The organism is Paenibacillus solani (genome assembly GCF_050475945.1).
GTDB lineage: Bacteria > Bacillota > Bacilli > Paenibacillales > Paenibacillaceae > Paenibacillus_AQ > Paenibacillus_AQ solani_A.
Window position 1 is genome coordinate 895,176 of sequence record NZ_JBCMXJ010000005.1, and the last position, 22,072, is coordinate 917,247.

The 22,072-nt window shown below is 44.3% G+C and carries 28 protein-coding genes; 3 read left to right on the forward strand and 25 right to left on the reverse strand.

Annotated elements, in window-relative coordinates; all coding sequences use genetic code 11:
* Positions 1-324: 324 nt before the first annotated feature.
* Together ABEQ74_RS05930 and ABEQ74_RS05935 are read right to left on the reverse strand one after the other, a co-directional pair.
* Positions 325-798, reverse strand: coding sequence for a DinB family protein (locus tag ABEQ74_RS05930; protein ID WP_430120377.1), 474 nt, complete (start codon positions 796-798; stop codon positions 325-327).
* Between the two features lie 42 nt (positions 799-840).
* A complete protein-coding gene (locus ABEQ74_RS05935; RefSeq protein ID WP_430120945.1) occupies positions 841-1,512 on the reverse strand; it encodes a class I SAM-dependent methyltransferase in 672 nt (223 codons plus the stop codon).
* A gap of 369 nt (positions 1,513-1,881) precedes the next feature.
* Here ABEQ74_RS05935 and ABEQ74_RS05940 point away from each other — a divergent pair, with 369 nt between their 5' ends.
* A complete protein-coding gene (locus ABEQ74_RS05940; protein ID WP_430120379.1) occupies positions 1,882-3,090 on the forward strand; it encodes an S-layer homology domain-containing protein in 1,209 nt (402 codons plus the stop codon).
* Between the two features lie 197 nt (positions 3,091-3,287).
* Here ABEQ74_RS05940 and ABEQ74_RS05945 read toward each other — a convergent pair whose 3' ends face one another.
* Both ABEQ74_RS05945 and ABEQ74_RS05950 read right to left on the reverse strand, forming a co-directional pair.
* A complete protein-coding gene (locus tag ABEQ74_RS05945) occupies positions 3,288-3,731 on the reverse strand; it encodes a GNAT family N-acetyltransferase (RefSeq protein ID WP_430120381.1) in 444 nt (147 codons plus the stop codon).
* A gap of 143 nt (positions 3,732-3,874) precedes the next feature.
* The gene (locus tag ABEQ74_RS05950) at positions 3,875-4,732 is read right to left on the reverse strand and encodes a creatininase family protein (RefSeq protein WP_430120383.1); all 858 of its coding nucleotides are present in this window, start codon (positions 4,730-4,732) and stop codon (positions 3,875-3,877) included.
* A gap of 346 nt (positions 4,733-5,078) precedes the next feature.
* Here ABEQ74_RS05950 and ABEQ74_RS05955 point away from each other — a divergent pair, with 346 nt between their 5' ends.
* On the forward strand, positions 5,079-5,339 hold the full coding sequence (locus tag ABEQ74_RS05955) for a hypothetical protein (protein WP_430120385.1): 261 nt from the start codon (positions 5,079-5,081) through the stop codon (positions 5,337-5,339).
* Between the two features lie 170 nt (positions 5,340-5,509).
* Here the strand turns inward: ABEQ74_RS05955 and ABEQ74_RS05960 are convergent, their stop codons facing one another.
* The 21 genes from ABEQ74_RS05960 to ABEQ74_RS06060 form a co-directional block, all read right to left on the reverse strand.
* On the reverse strand, positions 5,510-6,199 hold the full coding sequence (locus tag ABEQ74_RS05960) for a stalk domain-containing protein (RefSeq protein ID WP_430120387.1): 690 nt from the start codon (positions 6,197-6,199) through the stop codon (positions 5,510-5,512).
* A 69-nt stretch (positions 6,200-6,268) separates the two neighbouring features.
* Positions 6,269-7,480, reverse strand: coding sequence for a WD40 repeat domain-containing protein (locus ABEQ74_RS05965; protein WP_430120389.1), 1,212 nt, complete (start codon positions 7,478-7,480; stop codon positions 6,269-6,271).
* A gap of 177 nt (positions 7,481-7,657) precedes the next feature.
* The gene (locus tag ABEQ74_RS05970; RefSeq protein WP_430120391.1) at positions 7,658-9,193 is read right to left on the reverse strand and encodes a sensor histidine kinase; all 1,536 of its coding nucleotides are present in this window, start codon (positions 9,191-9,193) and stop codon (positions 7,658-7,660) included.
* Entirely contained in the window at positions 9,190-9,888 is a 699-nt protein-coding gene (locus ABEQ74_RS05975) for a response regulator transcription factor (RefSeq protein WP_430120393.1), read from the reverse strand. The genes ABEQ74_RS05970 and ABEQ74_RS05975 overlap by 4 nt, the downstream gene beginning before the upstream one ends.
* Positions 9,889-10,034: 146 nt before the next feature.
* The gene (locus ABEQ74_RS05980; protein ID WP_430120395.1) at positions 10,035-10,520 is read right to left on the reverse strand and encodes a histidine phosphatase family protein; all 486 of its coding nucleotides are present in this window, start codon (positions 10,518-10,520) and stop codon (positions 10,035-10,037) included.
* Between the two features lie 75 nt (positions 10,521-10,595).
* Positions 10,596-11,048, reverse strand: a complete 453-nt coding sequence (locus ABEQ74_RS05985; RefSeq protein WP_430120397.1) for a GNAT family N-acetyltransferase — start codon at positions 11,046-11,048, stop codon at positions 10,596-10,598.
* 43 nt (positions 11,049-11,091) lie between these two features.
* A complete protein-coding gene (locus tag ABEQ74_RS05990) occupies positions 11,092-11,601 on the reverse strand; it encodes a DUF6886 family protein (RefSeq protein ID WP_430120399.1) in 510 nt (169 codons plus the stop codon).
* Between the two features lie 33 nt (positions 11,602-11,634).
* Positions 11,635-12,078: a GNAT family N-acetyltransferase gene (locus ABEQ74_RS05995; RefSeq protein WP_430120401.1), complete on the reverse strand. Its 444-nt coding sequence runs from the start codon at positions 12,076-12,078 to the stop codon at positions 11,635-11,637.
* Positions 12,075-12,368 carry a hypothetical protein gene (locus tag ABEQ74_RS06000; protein ID WP_430120403.1) on the reverse strand — a complete coding sequence of 98 codons (294 nt, stop codon included), beginning with the start codon at positions 12,366-12,368 and terminating at the stop codon, positions 12,075-12,077. Before ABEQ74_RS06000 ends, ABEQ74_RS05995 begins: the two co-directional genes overlap by 4 nt.
* Before the next feature lie 40 nt (positions 12,369-12,408).
* Complete coding sequence (locus ABEQ74_RS06005) at positions 12,409-13,221, reverse strand: class I SAM-dependent methyltransferase (RefSeq protein WP_430120405.1); 813 nt, start codon at positions 13,219-13,221, stop codon at positions 12,409-12,411.
* A 41-nt stretch (positions 13,222-13,262) separates the two neighbouring features.
* Entirely contained in the window at positions 13,263-14,030 is a 768-nt protein-coding gene (locus ABEQ74_RS06010; RefSeq protein WP_430120407.1) for a Nif3-like dinuclear metal center hexameric protein, read from the reverse strand.
* Between the two features lie 72 nt (positions 14,031-14,102).
* Positions 14,103-15,005: a phosphotransferase family protein gene (locus ABEQ74_RS06015; RefSeq protein WP_430120947.1), complete on the reverse strand. Its 903-nt coding sequence runs from the start codon at positions 15,003-15,005 to the stop codon at positions 14,103-14,105.
* A gap of 133 nt (positions 15,006-15,138) precedes the next feature.
* Positions 15,139-15,591, reverse strand: a complete 453-nt coding sequence (locus ABEQ74_RS06020) for a hypothetical protein (protein ID WP_430120409.1) — start codon at positions 15,589-15,591, stop codon at positions 15,139-15,141.
* 105 nt (positions 15,592-15,696) lie between these two features.
* Positions 15,697-16,242 carry an NUDIX hydrolase gene (locus ABEQ74_RS06025; protein ID WP_430120411.1) on the reverse strand — a complete coding sequence of 182 codons (546 nt, stop codon included), beginning with the start codon at positions 16,240-16,242 and terminating at the stop codon, positions 15,697-15,699.
* Positions 16,243-16,364: 122 nt separating this feature from the next.
* Positions 16,365-16,940, reverse strand: coding sequence for a hypothetical protein (locus ABEQ74_RS06030; RefSeq protein WP_430120413.1), 576 nt, complete (start codon positions 16,938-16,940; stop codon positions 16,365-16,367).
* 42 nt (positions 16,941-16,982) lie between these two features.
* On the reverse strand, positions 16,983-17,120 hold the full coding sequence (locus ABEQ74_RS06035) for a hypothetical protein (protein WP_430120415.1): 138 nt from the start codon (positions 17,118-17,120) through the stop codon (positions 16,983-16,985).
* Between the two features lie 50 nt (positions 17,121-17,170).
* Positions 17,171-17,629 (reverse strand): DUF4830 domain-containing protein, encoded by a 459-nt coding sequence (locus tag ABEQ74_RS06040; protein WP_430120417.1) that lies wholly within the window; start codon positions 17,627-17,629, stop codon positions 17,171-17,173.
* Between the two features lie 61 nt (positions 17,630-17,690).
* Positions 17,691-18,065 (reverse strand): VOC family protein, encoded by a 375-nt coding sequence (locus ABEQ74_RS06045; RefSeq protein ID WP_430120419.1) that lies wholly within the window; start codon positions 18,063-18,065, stop codon positions 17,691-17,693.
* Positions 18,066-18,150: 85 nt separating this feature from the next.
* Entirely contained in the window at positions 18,151-18,312 is a 162-nt protein-coding gene (locus tag ABEQ74_RS06050) for a hypothetical protein (RefSeq protein WP_430120421.1), read from the reverse strand.
* Between the two features lie 82 nt (positions 18,313-18,394).
* Positions 18,395-19,174 carry a glutamate racemase gene (gene murI / locus ABEQ74_RS06055; protein ID WP_430120423.1) on the reverse strand — a complete coding sequence of 260 codons (780 nt, stop codon included), beginning with the start codon at positions 19,172-19,174 and terminating at the stop codon, positions 18,395-18,397.
* A gap of 248 nt (positions 19,175-19,422) precedes the next feature.
* On the reverse strand, positions 19,423-20,973 hold the full coding sequence (locus ABEQ74_RS06060) for a tetratricopeptide repeat protein (RefSeq protein ID WP_430120425.1): 1,551 nt from the start codon (positions 20,971-20,973) through the stop codon (positions 19,423-19,425).
* Between the two features lie 237 nt (positions 20,974-21,210).
* On the opposite strand from ABEQ74_RS06060, the gene ABEQ74_RS06065 reads away from it, so the two are divergent.
* Positions 21,211-22,017 carry a lipase family protein gene (locus ABEQ74_RS06065; protein ID WP_430120427.1) on the forward strand — a complete coding sequence of 269 codons (807 nt, stop codon included), beginning with the start codon at positions 21,211-21,213 and terminating at the stop codon, positions 22,015-22,017.
* Positions 22,018-22,072: the final 55 nt, after the last annotated feature.

Sequence of the window (22,072 nt, forward strand, 5' to 3'; positions counted from 1 at the left end):
ATAATCACATTCCTTTGCGTTTACTTACATAAACGTAAACCCACCTTGGGTGTTAGCCACGAAGCGGGTTCTTAGGAGTCATATCTGCTGCTTAACAACATTCTATCCTGAACACTTCTAATGCGCAATCACACCTGCTTTGCTCCCTCTCCATCCAAGGCAGTGGTATGGTCCAACCAAATTCCCCAAAGTGTAAGTCATACAAACCTATGCCCAGATTCCACCTTTTTGAACTTTCTCATTGTCGAATCCTTTTTTCGAAGACGATAAATCATAAAAAGTCCCCCTTGATCGCCTGGTACGCCATCTAAGGGGGACTGTATATTATATCGATGTTGATTTATATTGAGCTCCTAAACACTGCTTCGCGATATAGAAAATTTGACCCATATGTTCTGAATAATGCGTGGCGCATTGATGCAGAATGTCGAGATTGCTCCGCTCCTTGCCCCTAACCATTTGTACCTGCTCAAAGTCTTCATTCGACATGGACTTCACTGTATCAATAAGATATTGAAACCGGTTCTTGACGATCTGAATGAGATCATCCCTGCTTACAAAGGTCTGGGTCAATTCTTTCTCTCGATTCCGGGTAATATTCTGTTGCAGAATCCCTTTTGTAATCCTCTCTTGAATGTTGCCTTCAATGTGCCTGATCAACGTGGATATGCTTAGACTTGAGTGATTAGGCTGCCAATTGACCTGCTGATCATTTAACTGCACCAATACGTTTAAGGTACGGCTGCGAATATTCTCAAATTTGTCCTCCAGCCACTTTCGGTTGAAATCATGCTCCATTATGCAACACTCCTTCTTCAATAAGATTAAAAATGAATTATTTCACGGCTTCATCGCTCTCCAAATATATTTATGTTCTTTTATGCCCAATTGACCATTAATTTGATGCTCCCTAGTCTTGGCTTCAAGCTCGCCCTTTCGTTCCGGCAAGGTGAAGTCGGGGTTACCCGGCGTATCCGACAAGTACAATGCGAATTCATGCGTATCCGGGAAGTAAGTTATCGCTTCGTTATACTCCTCAATTTCAATATCAACGTAACCTTTCTCGGACAATCGTCTTCTTACGGCAGTCACATCCGTATGTATACCGATAACCGTACCGCCGGAAATCAATAGTCGTGGATGATCTAGAATCGAAGTAGGGCCTCTGCGATCATAGATGAGATCGAACTGTCCGTCTTGAAAAGGCATCGCTGTCTTCGTGGTAGCATGAACAAATTCCACATTTCGAATTTCGCTGCTCTCAAGCAATGACTTGGAAATCTTGATCATCTCGGCAGAGTTGTCAAATCCTATGATCTTGCCGGTATGTCTCGACATCTTCATTGTGAACTCGCCATGTCCGCAGCCTGCATCAAGCACCGAGTGAAACCGCGGCAGCATCTCCACTAACTGCTCTTCAAAGACATCTTCTGCCGACCTCCCAACGATCGTGCAGCTTGCCCTTCCTCTGTACCCTCCATTTCTACGTGCGATCATGTCATACCAATCCATTCCCAATGCGTTACCTCCTCCCTGATAGTCTGCAATGCATTCACATCCAAGTTGGCAGAACTGTTGTGACATGATCAAACACAGCCCGTAGGTACTCAAACAACCGATATATCTAATGAATTAAAATATTACCATTTTGTTCCGTAATGTCAACGTTTACATTGAAAAAATTCCCGTCGAAAGTCATCCTGTTCATTTGATTTCTCCGGTTCTCGCCTCCTCAACCAATACGCTTCGGATTTAAGAAAAACGCAAACCAGCTCTCCTTCAATAGGTAAGTAGGACTAAAAAACATTGCTTTTGTCATAATTTGTCGTCTACAATGGAGGAATATTCATCCAATACATCGATACATACAGGAGGATTTTCATGTTTTTAAGAAGGTGGCGTCAACTATTATCTTTAACCCTCATTTTATCGTTTTGCATGACATCCGTGGCAAGCGCGGCGGAATCTAGTCAAGCCAAGTATGCATGGGCCAATGAGTCCATTGACTTCCTCAGATCCCATGGGGTTTTTGAGAACATGGAGTATCGGACAAAAACCTTGGGCAAGATGGTGACCAAAGCTGATCTTACCCTTATGGTACACCGGTTGTTTACCGATTTTCGAGTCGATGCTGATAAGAATATCAACATTCCCGGCGTCCCTAATGGGCACCCATCCTACCAGATTTTTAAGGATGTCTACGGCAGCATACCTTCAGCGCCGAACGGATTAATCGGAGCCGCAGACAGAATCAATTACGACGATGAAACCTTCAAGTACATACCGGAGAAAGTGTTAACACGCTGGGACTTGTTGATTACGCTGAATGCGCTGTTCGATGATATTGGTTATTCCCTGGAGTTATCGGACGGTGAGGATATCGCGAGATTGCGGGCGATTAAAGACCTACCCAAAAGATATTTCAATTCCGACAAACAATATGATAAGTGGAAGTATGCCTATCAGCCATTAGCGCCCGAAATCGGATTGATGCAAGACAAAAAATATGGGCCTTCCTTAGCCTCCGAGCTGGATTACGTCAAAGCCTATGCACTGCTCGGCTTTGCCGAGGCCGGCATCATGAAACCCGACGCCAAAGGGTATTTTCGCCCGAATCAAAAGGTAACGTTAGCAGAAACCGCAGTTATCCTGCATCGAATTTACGACTATTATAGTGGCAGCGACTATGTCCGGGAACCATCGCCGGATGATCTCATTCCGAATGGCACAAGATACTTTATCTATGCGGGTTCCCCATCAGGACACGGAGAAAGTCCGGTTCATGACTTTGCTTTGGTGAATCGCGATGCCCTGCCGGAATTCTATCTGGCCTTGAAGGCTACGGAGAAAATCGACTTGCAGATCAACGTGAACGGGGAGCCATCCTATTATACCTACGAGCAGTTGAGCAACCCTAAGCAGCCTGTTCGAATCTCCTTGAATGGCGCATACTATGCAGAATTCATCCCCATTATCCGAAGCAAGGGTCAAAAAGCAACCGGCGACAATAACAACATTGAAGTTATGTATTATTACGCTGATAAGTTCCAGGACTTTACCCAAGCCATATGGTATGAACCCAAGTTCTAGTTAAGTTAACAAAGGGAGTGCACAACTGTTGCAAACAGTAGGCACTCCCTTTTTATCGTGTTACAAGACATATTCAAGTTTAAAATGTTTGTCGCTGGAGCAATATTCGCCCTTAATGATCCCGGATGATGGCGCCGCCTGTCACTATGATTTTCATATCAGCATCATCCTCTTTCGCATACTTATAGGCTGAGGGTTTACAGCATCAGCTTCGCTACGGATTCACCATCCGACCACGGCATGACACCGATTTCCTCAAACCCCGCTTTGACGTAAAGCTGCCTCGCCTGTTCGTTCTTCGGGTCAAAACTTAACATCAGCACATCCGTCCGGTCAGGTTTATTTCGGATTTCTTCGATTATTAATTGTAAAGCCTGTCTTCCGTAACCCTTCCTCTGATGGTTCCCATCAATCATAAAACGGTAAATCCAATAGTTATTGTCATCAGCATCCAAACCATAAAGCGTGAATCCGATCATCGTCTGATCCTCATAAATGGCCATCGCTTCAAAATGTGCGAGAAACTGAAACTGCGCGATCGAATACAGATTGGAGGCAATAAATTTTTCCTGTTCCGGTTTCGCTTTCAGTTTAATGCATTCGGTCCAATTATCCTTATCAATAGGTTGCAGTCTTATCATGTCAATCTCCTTCAGTCTATCAATCATTAATCCATAACATTGAGCGACTGAACCCCAGAAACGTCATATATCCCTGTAATCAGCCTACTCATCCAAATTGTATCACTATGGGATACCGTTATCTCGGACTAGAATGATTTAGACTAACTTATCCCATCCTCAATGTCCCTCATACGCGTCTGATTGAGGTAATGCCTCATTTCCAGTGAAGCATATTTTGCAAAACCTTCGTAAAAGTCGATTTCGTCGATATTCAAATGGCTGTATGCTGCTGGTGCTCCGAAATATCCCTGTGGCGTCATATTTCTCGCAATCTCGCCCCCGGAATGCCATAACTTCAGATCTTCCAATGATAGATTCGTAGGTTCCAGCTTATCGGCAACTTCCCTATCAACTAGCTTGGGAAAATACTTGAGCATGCCGGCTGTACTGCTCTCCCCTGCATGGATATCTAAGTATTCAGATTCAGGAAGATCTGGCAGGGGGACATCAAAAACCAGGAAGTTCTCGTTTTCTTTGTCCAATCCCAGATCATCCGCAATCCAATTAGAGATGACAGAGCGGATATCAAGACCATAATTCTTTCTCCCTTCCACGATCGCCTCATATAGTGCTGCACCATTTGCTTGATCTCCATGAATATCTACAAGAAACACATGTTGAATTCCCCAACGATGCAAGCATTCGAACATATCGAGTAGTACATATTTGACCGTTACCTTCCTGGAAGTAAAGGATCCGGGGAACGCTCCTGTAACATGGTTGATTCCCCAATAAAATGGAGGTGTGATCAGACATTCAATATGACTCTTGTTCAGTTCTGATCTCATTTTGTTGCATATTAAATGGCTTCCATATACATCTGTTCCGGTAGGAAGATGGGGACCCTGCTGTTCAATTACACCGGATGGGATAAGTGCGATAGCCCCTCTCTCAATACTCTTCTGTACTTCAATCCAATTCATATCAGCCATCGTTCCTGCAAATATCGAATACGCCATGATATCTCCTCCTATCATCATGTCTGTATTGTATTGCGATTTCCAGAAAATTCAAGTCTGTTTTTATCTAGGTGTATGTGTTATTATCAGTACAATTACAAGATACTGTTCGATCCATTTCTTGATCTAATTAGGAAAGACCGTACTTTCGATTATCATCGAATGGTACGGTCTTATTTGAGATACTCCTCTATCATTTTATTCGTTAATTATGATCCAAAGGGCATTTCCCCTTGAACATTGGGGTTGCATCCATGTTTAAAAAACTCCGCTTTTCGCTAGCACTCTTCATCTCACCTTATCATTTACTATAGTGACTCTACTATATGGAAGAGAGGTGATTCGAATGGGGCGTGTCGCTGCTGTCCACCAACCTGACTTAGTATTAATCAGCTGGTCAAGAAACCCTCTTGTTGCAGGCTCCCCGCGTAGAATTACTGCCGCTCGCGTCATTGGCAATGCTTCCCCTTGCCGGGCTGACTTGACGCCAAATGCATTGTTAAGAACTGCCTTAGCCTGTTTACTGGATAATGACGTAGGCTTCAAAATTGTATTCAGTAAAAGAACTTCCAGCATTAGTGGTTACCTGCTATTGCAGCGTAATTAATCCGACACGGTTAGTGTTCGGATTAAATTACCCAGGAAATATATCTTCATGAGTTTCATATAATGAAAAGCTTGCAAGACCATTTGTGTGGTCTTGCAAGCTTTTTCATTTCACAACTACAGTTGCTTTTCTATCTAATCTAAATCATATCAACATCTTTGTATCTCTGTTTATTTCAATTGAGCAACACTTACAGCAACCTTCTCAAGCTGTGCTTTGCTTAAGGAATGATCCGGTGAGCTGATTGTTACAAAGCGGTCCTTAATCTGAAATCCGAGCATGGCCGTATCATCGGGCGTGTACCATTTTGCTTGAACTCCATTAGACAAAGTAACCGGTTTGCTATCATATCCATAAGAGTAGTCTCTTGGGGAAATATATACCGTCATATGTTTGAATAGCATGTTGACGCCATCTTCTGATGCCCCCGTCTTCTGATACATATCTCCTTTTATCATCTGACTTGGAGCGTAAGGTGTCTCAAAACCATCGAACTTGGCGAATGCACTGTTGATTGCTTTTCGCTCAGCATTACTGTATTTTACGCTAGTCAGCTCAATTGCCTCACCGTTTCCAGGATGACTCCCGATTAACACCTGTTTATTTTTCGCATCATATTGTACAGGAACATCCAGCACATCAGCGAGCGCGCGAACTGGCAAGTATGTTGTGTTCTGATAAGTGATAGGGGTTAACTTTTTGCCCGTGTTATAAACATTCCCGGCCACATTGATAACGATGCTGTGGTTAAGATAGGCCGAAATTTTCTCCAGGTTTGCCCCCGCATAGACACCTGCGGCACCCGTTAACGTCATACCCAGCACGGCAATTACTGCAAATGATTTTTTAAATAATTTCATATACTCCATTCCTCTCGTTGTCTCACCAGCTTGAAGTCGGTGAGTAGTATAGTAACGCGAGATATTCGCCTATTTAAAATCAATGACATACGTCGCAATCAAAGCCTCTTGATCGTCAATCGTAATTCCTAATCTTTCTCCAGAGGGACTCCATGTCAGCGGATACACCGGATGGGCAGCAGGATGCACTGCAGAATAATAAGGCGCCATCCAGCTCACCTTGCCGGAAGCCGTATCGAACACATACACTCCGTTCATTCCGCTCTCATTCTCCGAATATACATCGAAAGCAAATCGGGAGGAATCCGGCGACCAGGACAAATAGGATATCAGATTGCCTTTGCCAATTAGAGAGCCTTGCAAATTGCCTGCCGCATCATAGATCAGCAGTTTGCTAACTTGATCCTCACCTGTATTGGTGGCTGTCGAGACGGCAATATACTCTCCATCAGGTGAGATTGTGAAGTTCCATACATTCTCAATGAGAGGGATCGGCTTCGACGCTCCTGGTTCAACGACCTTCAACATCTGGTTCGCATCGGTATAATAGATCCGGCCTTTACTTGAGCCAAATTGATTATAAAATTCAACATTCTCATCTTCAATGTCTGTGGTAGTGTAAGTGCCGTCCGTGGATATGAGTCGTATCTCCCCTTTACCGCTCATGGAGCCTGCTGCGAGAACATAGGTGTCTTCATCCAGCCAACCGCCGATCTCCATATAGTTGTCACCCTTCACCGGTATGGTCTCGCCTGACTTCAGATCCTTCATAAAATTGTCTGCTGTGTATTTATCCCTCCATTTCTGTACAAAGCTGTATTTACCATTTGGCGAAATCTCTTCCTTAACAAGATGTTGATCAGGATGAGCGTCTCCATGATTCGTGACCTCATGCCGCTCACCTGTGCTTATACTTACTTCTTCAGTCGTGTACGCATATTTCGGTTCTTCTGTTTCGGTTGCTTCCTTGACCAATTTGGTCGTGGTAACCTTAACCTCATTCTCCGACAGCCATGTCTCAATGTTGGACGAGGCAATACGGTGTGTCCCATTTACAATGAGTTCCTGACCGGATTTCCCGTTCGTCCCTTCAACAACCGTGAGTTTGCGCTCTCCCGACGTCTTACCTTCGCTTGAGACAGGTGGTTGGCTGGTTTGGTGCCCTCCCGCCCCCGGTTCCACGATCGTCAACCGATCCTGAGACTGGCAAGACGTCAGCGCTGCAGCAATAGCAGCAACAGATAGCAACTTGACTCCATACTTCCTAAATTTATGTTTCATAACAGGTTCCTCCTATGCATATCCCTCAAGGAGCTTTGGCAGCTGCAACTAATGAGTCTTGGCATACCTCCTATTCCCTGTTGAACTCAGTATAGAATGCGAATATCTCGATACGATATCGAGCTTGTAACGAACTTGTAAACAAATAAGCAATCCTGAAAAAAGAAAGCCCAGACCTTATTCCAAGTCTGAACTTTCTTCTGCAGAAATAACCTCTGACGATTGTGGCCGATTCATCGGCAAGGTAATCAGAAAGGTAGAACCGCCAGGACCCGATTCCGCCAGCTGTACAAAACCATGCTGTTTCTCCGCCAGATTTCGAACCAGGGATAACCCCAGCCCCGTTCCTCCGTGAACCCTGGAGCGGTCGCTGCTCACGGTATAGAATGGATCGAAGATGCGTTCTCTGGCATCATCCGAAATACCAATTCCAGTATCGCTTATTGTAATGACCATCCGATCGTGTCCAAGCTCATCCTGTCTCACTTCGTTTGAGAGCGTGACGGTCCCGCCGGGGATATTGTATTTGATTCCATTATCCAGAAGATTCAGTACCATATGCATCAAATTCTCCGGATCGGCCCATACCCTGCCATCTGTTAAGAATGATTGAATTGTAATATTAGCCTGTGCAGCCTTGGCCTCCAATCGGGCTGTCGCTTCTTGAAGAATTGGTAGAATCTCTATGTGCTTCGCATGTGTTTCGAATTCGTAGATATCCATGGAGGATAACTGAAGCGCCTTTTCTACCAGTTGATATAGACGCTGTGCTTCCTTGCTGATCTGTCCTCTGGCTTCCTCAAGGAGAACTGGATCATCCTTATACATTTCTAGCAAATCCGCGTATGCCAGTATGGAAGTCAGTGGCGTTTTCAATTCATGGCTTATATTTCCGATAAACTGCTTCTGCTGTTGTTCCAGCTCCTGCAGTCGGTCGATGGCATCCAGCAGCTTCTGCTTCTCCTCCGTGAGTTGGCTCAACGATGAGGATATGTTTCCGCTCATCTCATATATACCTTGCGCCAGCTCGCCGAGCTCATCCTTACGCTTTACCGTCGGCTCACTAAGATATACGCCTTCGCCAATCCTCTGCGCAGCCTGGTTCAGCCTGCTGATGATATGCACCTGACGCCAAACATACAGAAAACCGATGAGGAAGCCTGCGGCCAGTACGCTAATTCCCGTCACGATGAACAGGTTTTGGATACGTTCATAGAAAGTGTGCTGCTCAGCCAGCGAAGCGTGAAATTGAATGGTTCCGATCAGCTTATCCATATATCGAAGCGGTGCAAGATAGAGCAGCTGGTCACCCTCGGTAATATAGGCAGAACGACCTTGTGCGGTATAAACAAGTGCGTCATTTACATCCATTTTTGGCTGAAAAGGCAGCGAAGTCCCTACGAATGTGCCATCCAGCATATATAGAGTCACCGGCATGCCGCTCTCGGTTCCAAGATCAACGGCTAGCCGTTGACCGACATTTTCCATAAAGTCATCCGGCTGCATATGCGGATTCGTTAATAACTCCTGGTGAACCCTGAGATTGGCTGCTTCTTCTTCATGGGCGAAGGATTGCTCCAAGCGGACTCGTTGATCCTCCCGAATCCCAGCAAGGACTAGTGTACTTAATACAACAACAACGGCAATCAGCAGCAGGGCAAGAAGAAGTGCGACTTTCCACTTTAACCCGAAACGCACTCTTCTACTACTCATGTGGGGATCTCCGTGCTCTTATATCCAATGCCATAAACGGTCTGGATCACTTCATGGTAAGTCCCCAGCTTCTTACGCAATCTTTGGACATGAATATCGACCGTACGCGTGCCGCCGACAAAATCCATATCCCATACCTGTTCAAGCAGAGCTTCCCGCGAGTATACCCGCTCCGGATTCCGGGCCAGAAGGGCCATAAGATCGAATTCCTTGGGCGTCAGTTCAAGCAGCCTGTCTCCGGCATGTATTGTGCGACTCCATAAATTAATCGTAAGGCCGGATATCCGAATGACATGCTGGTCTGGAACTTGCTGCTGCACGTCAGCTTCAGTCTTGCGGCTCCTTCGGGACAGTGCCTTGACTCTGGCAATCACTTCCCGGATATCAAAGGGCTTCGTCATATAATCATCCGCACCAAGCTCCAGCCCGAGCACCTTATCTACAATATCGTCCTTCACAGTCAGTAGCAAAATGGTGGGGCGTTGACGATCCTCAAGCCTGCGGCAAACATCATATCCGCTAAGCTTCGGCATCATCACATCGAGGACCATCACGTCAGGATTAAATGTTTTCACCATCTCCAGCGCTTCCTGTCCATCCCCTGCCGTTTCAACCGTATATCCTTCCCTTCGCAGCGCATAAGCCACTGCGCCCGAGATGCTAATCTCATCATCCACCACAAGTACTTTAGTCATCGCAGATAGAACTCCTTTTCTGGCCGATTACAACACTTACTAGTGCAATGATGGTAACGTATTCGGCTCCTTAATTCAACCTGGAGCGGTCGGAGTTACGCTACAACAGAAAAAAGAGAGCCCCCGGGCTCTCTTTCAGTTACACTTTATTTTTCGTAAATATACATGGCGCCATTCCTCGGATTCCTCAATCCCTTGCCCCGGTAACCTTTTTTGAACAACTCCTGCGTCAGTACTTTCATGAAGGCGCCATGGCTAACCACTAAGACATTCCGATTGCTGTAATGCTCCTCAATCCAATCTATAGTATGCCGAGCGCGGTCCACGGTTTCGTTCTTCCTCTCTGCTTGTGAACTGTGTGAAAAAAACCAAGCTATCCGTCCCATTACCATCCACATTTGGCAAGGAAGCTTTAGATTTCCCAAGGTATGAATCGATTGAACCTCAATCTCTCTTAACTGATCGGTTACAATGACAGAACCCGGATAGATCGTTTCCGCAGTCTGAATGGCTCGGGATAAGTCACTGGATATACATACATTCCACTCCGACAATCCATAATCAAAGTCGGTATCTTCAATTTCTGCGTTGTTGTAAGCTCCTACCCAAGAGTTGAACTGAGCGGATGTCATCAAGCTCCCATCATGTTTATGTAAGACTTTAAAATGCCTAACCAATCCAATTTTCATAGAACTCCTTATTTAAGCTTATTCCAATTTTAGATTATAACCTATTTTCACATCATTCCTAAATCCAAGGCTTTGATAGAACAGATGAACTTCCTCGCCTTTTTGCCCTGTTAACAGCATTACTTTATAACAATTCCTCTGCCGTGCAATTTCAATGGCTTGGTTCATAAGGATCCGCCCAAGTCCTTGTCTTCGGTAGTCCGGGTGGGTAACCACGTTTTCGATCAGGGCATAAGGCTTGGCATGGCGAGTTAGATTCTTCAAAATATTCAGCACGCATGTAGCTACCAATTCACCATTTTGTTCAACCACCATGATCTTCATATAATCATCTTTTAGGATCTCATCCCACAACTTCTCAAGTTGATCATCAAACTCTAATTCAGGGTCCTGTTCATGCAGATGCTTATACAATTGAAGCAGTTTGGGAAGTTCATGCCTTTCGATTGAACGAGCAATTAAACTGGACATCTTGTCCCTCCTCTATTTGCATACGCTCATCTTCCTTACGCCTCTACCTGCCTACAGCATTCCTCAAGCGAATCATCGAAAAATTCACTGTAGAAGACAGTACTCGTTCTTTCATTGGCATAAGAGAAGGGGTAACCCTTAACTCAATGTCTTCTTGTAAAATCGATGGTATCAGATCATCCATCCGATCCACTTGAATCGGGGCAACTGATTTCGTTGCAATATAATATCCCGCATTCGCATCAAACAGCTGGAAAGCAGCCGGATCTAAGCTATAACGGTAGATGCACCCTGTTTTGACTCTTTCATACCAACCCGCTTCAATAGCAATCATCCTGCGTGCACGCGACATGCCAAAGAATATGTCTACATCCTCTTCCGTGGTGCTCTCGCCGGCTTCAATACAAATTCTCGGACATTCTCTTGGAAAATAATAATGAGGAGCATGATGTGCATCGATAGCCCATACTTTAGCATGTTCGTCCTTCTGAGTGTATAAGACCCTCGGCTCAAAAATGTGAATATCCGGCTCCTCGCTAAAATGATACAGCACGGCAGTTCCTCCTGATCTGATATCGTGAACATTTTATAAATCTAGTACATGGGTGATCCGTTCATTATTTTGCATTTCTCTAAAACCTAACTTCTTATAAAATTCCCCAGCCCTGGGATTGTCAGTTCTCAATACAAGCTTGCTATAATGGCCTCTTGCTCTATGAATAACTGCCTCTACCAGTCTTTTACCGACTCCTTGTCTCCGAAATCCCTCCAAAACATAGAGTCTGCGAATCCTCCCAATGTCTTCATTAGAGAACGGATCCTGATTCAACCCGCATACACCGATAACTCTATGATCAATTCGGCAATCAAACAAGGCTTCATTGTCTAGTTGAAACCTGTTGATACCTTCATTGTAATCATGAATGAGTCGTTGAATATTCCTGAATCCTTTCTCCGTACTTTCGTTCAAGATTTCGGTAAGGTCGGCTGTAATTAAATGAGTAACTTCGTGAATGATCATCTTGTTCATGGCAACTCATGGTCTGCTATTTTCGCGCTACTGTTCTTAATCTTAAACAGCCTTCTCAATTCTTCTTCAAAAGCTCCCCATAATATCAGAACCGCACCGATGAACATGAGAATCACAGACCCATTTCTTGTTGCCGTCCCTCCCATTTGTTCTAAGGCCGTACCCAGCCTACCAGGTGGTGAAGACCATCCGCCTAATGTTGCGGCGTGAAATGCTGCGGGTATATGCACACTTATGTATAGAATGACTCCACTGAGTAAAAAAAGCCCGCCTGCAATAACCTTTTTCATCGTCTCCCTCCTTAAATACCTTCGCCTTCATAGTAATTTCTTATCGTTTCCGGCCAATATACAGCAAATGAGAAGAGACTCCCAGAATGCTTGGATTCTCTGCTTCTTCATATATCAAATTCATCACTTCTTGAAACTCCTCTTCCCCTTGTGACCGCCAATAATCGAACTGCTCTGCCTTGAAAGACCCAGCTATACTTGACGAGCCAATCAGTTTAATCGTCTCAAAGCCATGTGATTCCATAAACGGCCTAATGTCTTCCAAATTATAATAATATGCACCGGTAAATCTTCCTTCATCGCTATGATTGAATATCCCGGAACTCACAAATTCTTTAATACTGCTAATGGTATTGTTCGGTTTCCAATGTTCAGGAAACAATAATGAAGTCATCAAATGCCGAATTCGAGTCATGAATGCCACAAAGACATAACCGCCCGATTGGGTAACACGAAACAGTTCCTTCACAGCCATAGACCGATCCTGCTCTGACTGCAAATGATATAACGGTCCCATCATCATTGCTGAGTCAAATTGCTCCTCGTGAAATATGCTTAAATCGGTTGCATCGGCACAATGGAAGCCTTGGAATTGCCCATCTAACTTAAGCTCCTTCGCCTTGGCAGCCCCAATCTCAACTAATCTCGGAGTCAGGTCGGTTAAGGTCACCTCATAACCTTGCTTGGCAAGTTCCATCGAGTACTTTCCGGGTCCAGCACCGTTATCCAGGATATGCCCCTTTCCCGACAGCGTATTCAGGATATGATGCAAATTGACAATAAACTCAATAGGCTCCCGATCCAACCGTCCCCATTCATCGAACGAGTTATAATAATTTATCACTTTGTTCATTAGAAGCGCCTCCGTTTAACCAACATGCTATCGCTATCTTGTTATCCCATCATGACTTCAATATGGTCCTCGCAAAGCTCTACGATCTCTACCTCATGAAACCTCTCTTGAAGCTTCTGCGCCAATGATCGAACACCGAAAATCTCGGTAAACGTATGACTACCTACGATTAGATTCAGTCCGATAAATCTGGCATATTGAACAGTATATAGGTTTTTCTCACCTGTAATATAAACATCGCAGTCATGGTTTAATGCCTCTCTTAACTGATTCGTGCCATTACCTGCTCCGGTGATCATGCCGATCCTTTGAATAGCTCTACTACTATTTTTCTGGAAGAATACCTTTTCTCCCAAAGCAGAGGACATGGTTTTTACGAGTTCATCCATTGTGACTGGAGACTCCAACTCTCCGATTCCTATCGAACTGTCCCCCTTAATATTTCGTGAAGGCTGGACAATACGTACCACCCCAAGCTCGCGCAATAACGAATTGCAGGTTCCAAACTCTGCATAATCCAAAGGGAGGTGAATATAGAAATGTGCAATATTATGATGTTGAAGTAAATCCATGCACTGCTCTTTCATTCCGTACACAAAGCTCCATGCATCATGATGCGTGATGATCAGATCGACATTTTGCTTTGCCGCTTGCTGAACCACCTCAGGTGTCAAATTCGTGGAATAACCAATTTTTTTATAGCACTTGGCCGAGAAATAATGATATCCATACTCCTCATCTTCTTCAAACTCATTCAGCAGAGTGCCGAAGAGCGCATAAATATAGGATTTGAAAGCTAATGTATCCATGCTTAATTCCCCCTAGTTTGCATGATTTTCACCTGAAGATAGGGTTCTGCTATCACAGAATAAGTACAGCAATCAACGGGGTCGGATAATATGTTCAACACGAGTGATAAACTCGCCTGCAAATTTCACTTGTTCACTAGCGAAATCCAAATCCCCATAACCTGAAACGCCATAATCGAAATTACCTAGTGTAGACATCAATATACGTGCGGTCAAAGCAAATCCAAAGGCAACCCGGTCAGCAACCACATCGGGATTGTTGATCATATACTGCAGCGTTGGTTCCTGCTCCCCTTTAAATAAAGCCAGGTTGGCCACAAATGATGCCAGATCCCAGTATCGGGGCATCCAGGAGACATCTTCAAAATCCATCCAGATCCAGCCCTTGGGGCTCGGCAATAAATTACGGGCATGCGCGTCTCCATGACTAGGGACTAATAACATAGAATCTGCATGCATTTGTTGGTCTAATTCATTAAACTTATGGATTAAATGTTGTATCCGTACATCTGGATGCTTGCTTAATCGGTTTACCGACTGATGTATCCTACTCCATACCCCCAGAATAGGAATATGCCCGGTATATTGCTCCATAGCAAGAGAGAGTGTATTTACCATATCAACCGCGTCCCGCGGTGAAGGAAATGGTAGCGTGGTTGGAGGTACATATTCCCAGAACGTCATCCAGTGCCCATCCAGCTTATATACTCCTTCCCCCGCGAGATATACAGGTCGTAATCCGGGAACACCCTGCTCGTAAAGATGAGAAGCTACAAGCAATTCTTGTTCAAGTCTCTTGCATATATGATGATCTTGTTGATCTGTAATCGAGAATGTTGCTACCCTGGCAACGATCGGATGGGGAGCCAAATGTATAATGATATTTCCTCCACGGCTTAAGACAAGAGGAGTGACATCAGTCAGCCCGAAATATGCAATAGCAGCGTGCTGCAATTGATAAATAAATCTGTCCATATCAGACAATGCCTCATCTCCTTCTGGAGCATAATAGCATCATCTTATAGCAGGACAACAATCAATTAAAGAGATATAACTGTTAAAATAAAACTTTCTGGATGATTGGAACTTTTTGTATTTTCCACACTTATCATTCTTCTAGCGAATGCACATTGATGGTTTCGTTAGCTTGCGTAAACCAGTCCATACCCAAAGCTTGTACTCCGATATGATCATGGAATTGTCGATCTCCAAACTTCCAGGTTAACGACCACCCATCGCTCCCGTCTATGTCATAACCGATAAGCTCCCTTTCCTTCCCAGTTTCCGTCCCTGTAGGAACAATCCAGAACAAAACCGTATCCACATTCTCAGCCTCTACATTTATGGTCATTGTGTCGATATCTTGAGGAACCACCCACCAATTGTTCTCATACGACAGGTCGGTTGACACCTTTAATATCCTCGCCTGTAAATTCACCTGCTCCTTTTGAGCATCCACCGTGGCTAAAACTTCGGATGGTACAAGTTCTTCGGTAGATGAACACGCAACCTGAAGCAGCATAAGTAGCAGCAATCCAAATCCAATCCACGTATTCCGCATGATTCCTCCCCCAGATGACAGCAAAACCCAACCAACCTAAGATACTCCTATCTAAGTCGGGTCTGCGATGTTTGAGATATTAGATTTCATTATTTTCTGTTGAAACTAAATTGTAACTTCATTTCCCAAATTGTTGATAAAAAACGTCTTTCTTAACTCTTCATCCGTTTCAATAGAAGAACTTATTTGAAGTGGTGTTTGTTCAATCAGCTTACCATTCTCATATGTACATCGGTGATCATAGCAATTCGGATCATGTAAGATGAGCTCTAGCGAACCAGGTATATTAGCCGCAATACCAGCATTCGCCTTGTCAATAATCCATGCGACGGGTTTCCAATCCAGAATTCCTTCATCTGTAGCAACCGGAGTGTCATAGACATAATCTTCGGGTACCTCTGCCAGATATAAGTACATACCACCCGTTATGCCACCGTTGACAGACCAAGTCACTACTCCTTTAAAGCTTAAACTGTATTCCTGTATATGAGTTTCTTCCTCAAGTTCACGTATCATCGAGGCTCGGGGAACTTCGTTTCCCTCCAGCTTGCCTCCCACGCCATTCCAGCACCCCATCCAAGGTGGGCATTTACGATTCAACAATAAAATCTCATCACCACGCCGTACAAAACAAATATTGTATTTGATCATAAGATACTGATTTCCTTTCCACATCGGCTGCAAAAAACTCCATCATCATAGAGAATATTTTTGATCGAGTTCTCTATTTCTTTAGATGTTACACAGTCTAATCCAGTTTGAATATACCAAATTCAAAACTCTCGCGAATAGATTAATGCTCCGCCAGATCCCAGGATGACGAAGTGCCGACCGGACGGCGAAAAACCACATTTGATTCTCCCATCCAGCCGAGTTAAATCGATCATCACTGCTTGTTGGAGATATTCATAGCCAGGCACAAACAGCTGATCCAATACAACGGATGCCCTTGGCCACCAAGGGTAAATAATTTCAAGCGTCCAGCCATCCTTCGTCATATGAATTCCATCTCCAGACTCAAATCCGAATATTGGAATGTTCTGTCCGCTGTGTGGAATCCGGAAACTCAAGGAGTCGGCACTCATATGTGCATCGCTAACATTAGGATCCTGGTCCCTGAATATCCGGCTCCCTGTTAGCGGCTGAGTTATGCTGTAGCCAGAGCTGCTGATCAGAACCAGATTCTCCTCGGCGTCCCAGCCGCATGCGATACACCCGGCAGCCGGAACAATGACTTCATGACTCCAGGGATGTGGAGGCTTCGCAGGTTCTTTGGCCTGGGCTTGGTGCAGTAAATCAATTTCGAACTTCGTTCTGATTTCTTTTTTCGAATGTTTAAATGGATTCATGTTGTTCACTCCGCTACTAAAACATTATCAAAGTTAAGGACGTTATCTCCGCTCTTCCATCCTCCTGTTAAGCTCATCAAGCGAATGCTGCATACGTTCCATTCTTCTGAGCGAAGAATATTGATTCGAAATAATCCCGGCCAAGCCGACAATCAACACAATTACGATGAATACCATCATAAATCATACCGCCTCCCAATTCTTCTAGGATGAATCGAAACAACAGCCTGCTAACGGGGATCATTACTCCCCAGCTCTTTGCGATGAAGCATGGGACTTATCTCCGTCTGATCAATTTCAAGTGTCCCATCCTCTTGTTCAGCCTCATGATTAAATTCCAAATACCCGCCTATGATCTCATCACCTGACTCTAGTATATAACCCACAATCTTGTTGTACGTTACTGTTTTCTCTTGGAGGATGTAACCCGTCTCTATAACCTCTTTATCATAATAAAGGGTCAGGTCAACTTGCCCTGATTCTTCAATATCGTTCAAATGTGATTTAAAAGATTCCAGTGATGAGGCAGCATATTTGAATTCAGAAGCAAATCGATCAATGTTCCAGCCATAATCCTCTAAGTATTTAATATGCTGCTCTTTATACAATTCCGTGACAATATCATCGTTCTGTTCATTACAACCCACAAGGAGCACTAACATAAATATCAATACTAACTTGAGCTTCATTCCATTCCTCAATCCTTTCTCGCATTAGAAATCTCTGTCTCGAAAGAGGAGTCTTTTTCATTTATCCACCAAAAGCGATACGATACCCGTCCACATCTTCAATCGTAAACTCACTGAAATGATCATTTAGATCGGGTCCCTTAGCAATGGAAATCCCTTTAGCATTGAACTCTTCATGCAGCTTCCGGACATCAGTATAACAAAAAGCATCAAAATACAGCCCGCCCTCAACGGATGAATAGGGTCTGACATCGCTGGAATTAACGGCTTGATGCAGAATAAACGTCACCTGATCTCTCGTCATATGAACATGGGGAGTCTCGGGACCGCCCACTAGTTCATATTGAAAGCCCAGCTTCTGATAAAATTGAATGGATTGCTCGATATGTTTAACGAGTAATACCATGGTTGGTCCGGTTAATAGTGCTTTACCCATCCTTCATCCTCCTCATAATTGTTTCCTACTATATATAACGGCTGCGAGTGTCCCAAATGAGTGGGTCTATTAACTACCTATACCTTTATAACCGCAAGCACACATAAAAGGTTTCATTAAACATGACCTGATCTTCGCTATAATTCTCCGTATATTTGTTCAACATTCGAACGCCTACAACATTGAATTCCGGAATTACTACACAATGACAACCGGCGGCTCCGGAAGCATAGAACCCTTTATCCATACCGATCCCCCTATAATAACAAAACCCGTCCTAGATTATTTTTCATCGTAGGTCGGGTCATATGATTGTCAGTTATATTCATTTATTGGCTGTCTATTGCCCTATATATCCTGAGCGCTTCCTTCATCTTCTCGCTGTACTCAGCTGATTGACTTGAATTCAACAACTTCACATGCTGGTGTCCGCTTGAGCTGCGAAGATGATGGTCATCCAATACCTGGATGAGTCTATTCACTGTTCCTCTACTGCCATCGATAATCTGCATATGCTCCGGCAGCAGGTCTGACAGGATTTTCTTATAAAAAGGGTAGTGGGTGCAGCCCAAGACGATGGTTCCATATTCATTCATATCGAAGGCTTCAAACTTTTTGGAAAAATACGCGGACATGATCTGTGCATCAAAATTCAAGGCTTCGCAATATTCTACCAACTCGGACATAGGCAGGGAGTCTACGATATGCTCGCTATCGACTCGTCGAACAAGATCCTTATACTTTGACTCTTTGAGAGTAAGTGGTGTTGCAAGCACCAAGATTCGCTTCCCACTCAAACGACTGATCTCGACAGCAGGCTTTACAGCTGGCTCCATCCCGATGACCGGAATTGGATACATCTTCCTCAGATCAGTAATTGCCATGCTTGTAGCCGTATTGCATGCAACCACAACAGCTTTCACTTCTTCCTGCATGACTGCTTCCATAGCTTGAAATATGTAGGATTTTACGTCTTCTTTAGCTTTGGTCCCATATGGAACATGAAGGGTATCCGCATAAAACAAAAAATCTTCCTTCGGCAATTCTCTCATCGCCGCTGATAACACTGTTAAACCGCCTAAACCTGAATCTAAAAAAGCTATTCTCATTATGTTCACCTATCGTTGTATGTTTTTCTGTCTTGATCAATTCATTTTAGTGTCTTTCATCATTATACTCCACTGCTCAAATTCTCGCATTTGTCATCTGACCCAATGAAAAACATGTATGACAATCTCCCAAAATACAAAACGACCCGGGCTCATACGAATCTGGAGCGGCCGGGTCGTGTGCGATTTCTATATGGTTGCGAGAAGAATACATAAGCTTCTAACGTGCCAGAAAGAAGACTCGTGCTTTACTCAAAGCATTTTAGCAGTGCTAAGGCCTCTTCATGATCGGGTTCCAGAACGAGCGCCTGACGTGTATAGTCGAGTGCCTCTGAATCCAGCCCAAGCTCATAGCAGCAAATCGCCAAGCAGTATAAAACCGTTGGTACCGGCTCGTCTTCATCAATTTCAATGGATTCTTTCAGGAAAAATTTCGCGTCCTCGTACATATCCATCTCGAACAGCACTAACCCCGCGTCCAGCGCCAAATCATAACGCTGCTCCATCACATAGTACGACGACCACATCTTGTAAATGCCTGATCGGATATCCGACATTTCCTCATCATTGGCATCCGGTAGCAGATTCGAAATGCGCTTCGCACTCTGAATGAAAAATTCTGCGTCATACCCACCTAATCGCCAGAAGGACAAAATCTGCTGCATACCCATGCTCTCAATATTCGGATCAATCCATTCCTTCAGGCTGAAGAATTCATCCGGCCCAAAACGTTCAATAAATTGATAATAAGCCAGCCGGGTATTCGCATATTTTGTGGGATCATCCAGCATAAGTATGCTGCCGATATTGATATTCTTATAATGCTGCGTGGGAAAAGTCGTCTGCGCACCTCTGTGATCGAATACATGCAACATCGCATGATAATTTGTTGTTAACGAGAAGCTGCCATGAAATATTAATTCCGGCGGCTCCGCAAACTTCCAATTCTCTATGCGATGATCTCCCTTATCCGCCGTGAGCAGCATAAACCCGGCAGTAGATAACTGATTTAATCGTTCCAGACAGGCGAGTCCCACCTCCGGAAACAGGATATGCGAATCCTCAAGCTCCTCTTGATAATAAGCAATCACGTTCCGATACGGGTAGCTCTCCTCTTCATATCTTGGTTCCCGGCGATGCTCGTAAGTCAGCTTCATTGATTTTAGAAGATCGGCAGTTTGAAGCTTGGTATGCTGCTCAGGATATTCAACGACAACATCGGTTTCATAAATCTTGCCTTCCCCTACGTAGATCAATTCTTGAGGAATATTATCAAAAAAATAGTTAGCCACAATCAGCAGCGGCTGTTTAAGATCCCCAGTACGTATCGTCTTCTTCGATACAACCAAATTCAATTCCGAATCATGCACAACATCAAATCTGGCAAAATCCAAAAGTCCTTGCTCAACATAGGGCTGCATGGCAGGATGTTGGCTCCATGCCGTTACATTCTTAATCGGTAAATCGGTCATCACATAGCGGAAGGGAGGCAGCTTTATACCTGCATAATCCCTCAGCTCACACAGTTTGTGGAGTACATGAAAACCTAACCGGCCGGCTCCCGCTCCCAATTCCAGGATTGTCACGGTTTCAGTTGTGTCACCTTGATCCGCGCGGTCTCGCAGAAATCCAAATATAATCTCGGCATAAGCTGTAGCAATCATGGGGTTGCTTGTAATATATTGCGGGACTTGGTCATTATTCCATGCTTTCATTCCCAAATCTTCGTAGTATGTCCTCTGTAAATCCCAAATAGGCGCTTCACTGAAGCGGAAACGTTGTCCATTAGCGTCTGTCATTCGTATTAACCCTGCTCTCTATGTATCATTAATTAACGCTTGCTTATACATTGGTCAACCTCTGAGGCTATATTAAATCGTACCACATAAATCGCATCTTCCCAAACCCTCACAGAAGAATTTCCGGCGTATCGGCTTCAGTAGATTAAGAAACGAGCTTCTTCGACATGTAGACTCTTAGGCACCTTTCCATCCTCTTCCTAATATAGTGTAAAAGAACAGAAGGGCGGGATGTGCATGGGTACGAGCATGGAACAAGAACAATGGGCCATTTTTCTGGCAGCCATCTGCGGACAGACCTATACGCAGTTCACCAATACGGACGGCTCCTTCGTCCTTCCACTGAATTATTCACTTTACGACACCATTGAAGCTAACTCCTTAATCAGCGTGACCGAACGCTTTGGATTTATTCTGGAATCACAGGACAACATTATTATCGCCTTTCGAGGCACTAGTTCAACGACAAACTGGATCTCGGACGCCATCGCCTCCCAAAAAAACTTCAAATATATAAAGGAGTCTACTCTCACGCATCGTGGATTCACGAACATCTACGCCTCTGCTCGTAGCCAGATTATGTCGGCGCTTAACAGGCTGGCTCCGCATAAGACATTGTTCATTACTGGCCATAGTCTTGGAGGAGCACTCGCAACCTTATGTGCGGTCGATGTCGCCGCCAATACCGAACATCGCCTGCCCTATGTGTTCACCTATGGAGCTCCGCGCGTAGGGGATCCTGATTTTGCCAAGGCCTTCACCAAATATGTTCGCAGCAGCTGCCGCATCGCCAACTTGTTTGATGTTGTAACCCACGCTCCGCCTCATATATACAAGATGCCAAAAAGAGAGAAGACGTACTATTATAGTCATGTTCATACCCTCTGGCCGTTGAACTTTCAAAATGGTTCGGTAAGCAGCAATCATGTAATCGGAAGCTATTATACGGAGCTTGCCCAGCTGCAGCCACAGTTTGCTCTACAATTATGTTCTACAACCCCTGGGTTCTGCCCCGTTACAGAATCACCGATAGAGATCGTGTAAGTGGCATAAATCGGCTGATCAAATGGAACTATGCATGGCAATGCTAAAGAAGCGG

Bases quoted from the DNA above. Each gene is read 5' to 3' on its own strand.
- ABEQ74_RS05930 (WP_430120377.1), bottom strand. From the start codon at position 798: ATGGAGCATGATTTCAACCGAAAGTGGCTGGAGGACAAATTTGAGAAT.
- ABEQ74_RS05935 (WP_430120945.1), bottom strand. From the start codon at position 1,512: ATGGATTGGTATGACATGATCGCACGTAGAAATGGAGGGTACAGAGGA.
- ABEQ74_RS05940 (WP_430120379.1), top strand. From the start codon at position 1,882: ATGTTTTTAAGAAGGTGGCGTCAACTATTATCTTTAACCCTCATTTTA.
- ABEQ74_RS05945 (WP_430120381.1), bottom strand. From the start codon at position 3,731: ATGATAAGACTGCAACCTATTGATAAGGATAATTGGACCGAATGCATT.
- ABEQ74_RS05950 (WP_430120383.1), bottom strand. From the start codon at position 4,732: ATGGCGTATTCGATATTTGCAGGAACGATGGCTGATATGAATTGGATT.
- ABEQ74_RS05955 (WP_430120385.1), top strand. From the start codon at position 5,079: ATGGGGCGTGTCGCTGCTGTCCACCAACCTGACTTAGTATTAATCAGC.
- ABEQ74_RS05960 (WP_430120387.1), bottom strand. From the start codon at position 6,199: ATGAAATTATTTAAAAAATCATTTGCAGTAATTGCCGTGCTGGGTATG.
- ABEQ74_RS05965 (WP_430120389.1), bottom strand. From the start codon at position 7,480: ATGAAACATAAATTTAGGAAGTATGGAGTCAAGTTGCTATCTGTTGCT.
- ABEQ74_RS05970 (WP_430120391.1), bottom strand. From the start codon at position 9,193: ATGAGTAGTAGAAGAGTGCGTTTCGGGTTAAAGTGGAAAGTCGCACTT.
- ABEQ74_RS05975 (WP_430120393.1), bottom strand. From the start codon at position 9,888: ATGACTAAAGTACTTGTGGTGGATGATGAGATTAGCATCTCGGGCGCA.
- ABEQ74_RS05980 (WP_430120395.1), bottom strand. From the start codon at position 10,520: ATGACATCCGCTCAGTTCAACTCTTGGGTAGGAGCTTACAACAACGCA.
- ABEQ74_RS05985 (WP_430120397.1), bottom strand. From the start codon at position 11,048: ATGTCCAGTTTAATTGCTCGTTCAATCGAAAGGCATGAACTTCCCAAA.
- ABEQ74_RS05995 (WP_430120401.1), bottom strand. From the start codon at position 12,078: ATGAACAAGATGATCATTCACGAAGTTACTCATTTAATTACAGCCGAC.
- ABEQ74_RS06000 (WP_430120403.1), bottom strand. From the start codon at position 12,368: ATGAAAAAGGTTATTGCAGGCGGGCTTTTTTTACTCAGTGGAGTCATT.
- ABEQ74_RS06005 (WP_430120405.1), bottom strand. From the start codon at position 13,221: ATGAACAAAGTGATAAATTATTATAACTCGTTCGATGAATGGGGACGG.
- ABEQ74_RS06010 (WP_430120407.1), bottom strand. From the start codon at position 14,030: ATGGATACATTAGCTTTCAAATCCTATATTTATGCGCTCTTCGGCACT.
- ABEQ74_RS06015 (WP_430120947.1), bottom strand. From the start codon at position 15,005: ATGGACAGATTTATTTATCAATTGCAGCACGCTGCTATTGCATATTTC.
- ABEQ74_RS06020 (WP_430120409.1), bottom strand. From the start codon at position 15,591: ATGCGGAATACGTGGATTGGATTTGGATTGCTGCTACTTATGCTGCTT.
- ABEQ74_RS06025 (WP_430120411.1), bottom strand. From the start codon at position 16,242: ATGATCAAATACAATATTTGTTTTGTACGGCGTGGTGATGAGATTTTA.
- ABEQ74_RS06030 (WP_430120413.1), bottom strand. From the start codon at position 16,940: ATGAATCCATTTAAACATTCGAAAAAAGAAATCAGAACGAAGTTCGAA.
- ABEQ74_RS06035 (WP_430120415.1), bottom strand. From the start codon at position 17,120: ATGATGGTATTCATCGTAATTGTGTTGATTGTCGGCTTGGCCGGGATT.
- ABEQ74_RS06040 (WP_430120417.1), bottom strand. From the start codon at position 17,629: ATGAAGCTCAAGTTAGTATTGATATTTATGTTAGTGCTCCTTGTGGGT.
- ABEQ74_RS06045 (WP_430120419.1), bottom strand. From the start codon at position 18,065: ATGGGTAAAGCACTATTAACCGGACCAACCATGGTATTACTCGTTAAA.
- ABEQ74_RS06050 (WP_430120421.1), bottom strand. From the start codon at position 18,312: ATGGATAAAGGGTTCTATGCTTCCGGAGCCGCCGGTTGTCATTGTGTA.
- murI (WP_430120423.1), bottom strand. From the start codon at position 19,174: ATGAGAATAGCTTTTTTAGATTCAGGTTTAGGCGGTTTAACAGTGTTA.
- ABEQ74_RS06060 (WP_430120425.1), bottom strand. From the start codon at position 20,973: ATGACAGACGCTAATGGACAACGTTTCCGCTTCAGTGAAGCGCCTATT.
- ABEQ74_RS06065 (WP_430120427.1), top strand. From the start codon at position 21,211: ATGGGTACGAGCATGGAACAAGAACAATGGGCCATTTTTCTGGCAGCC.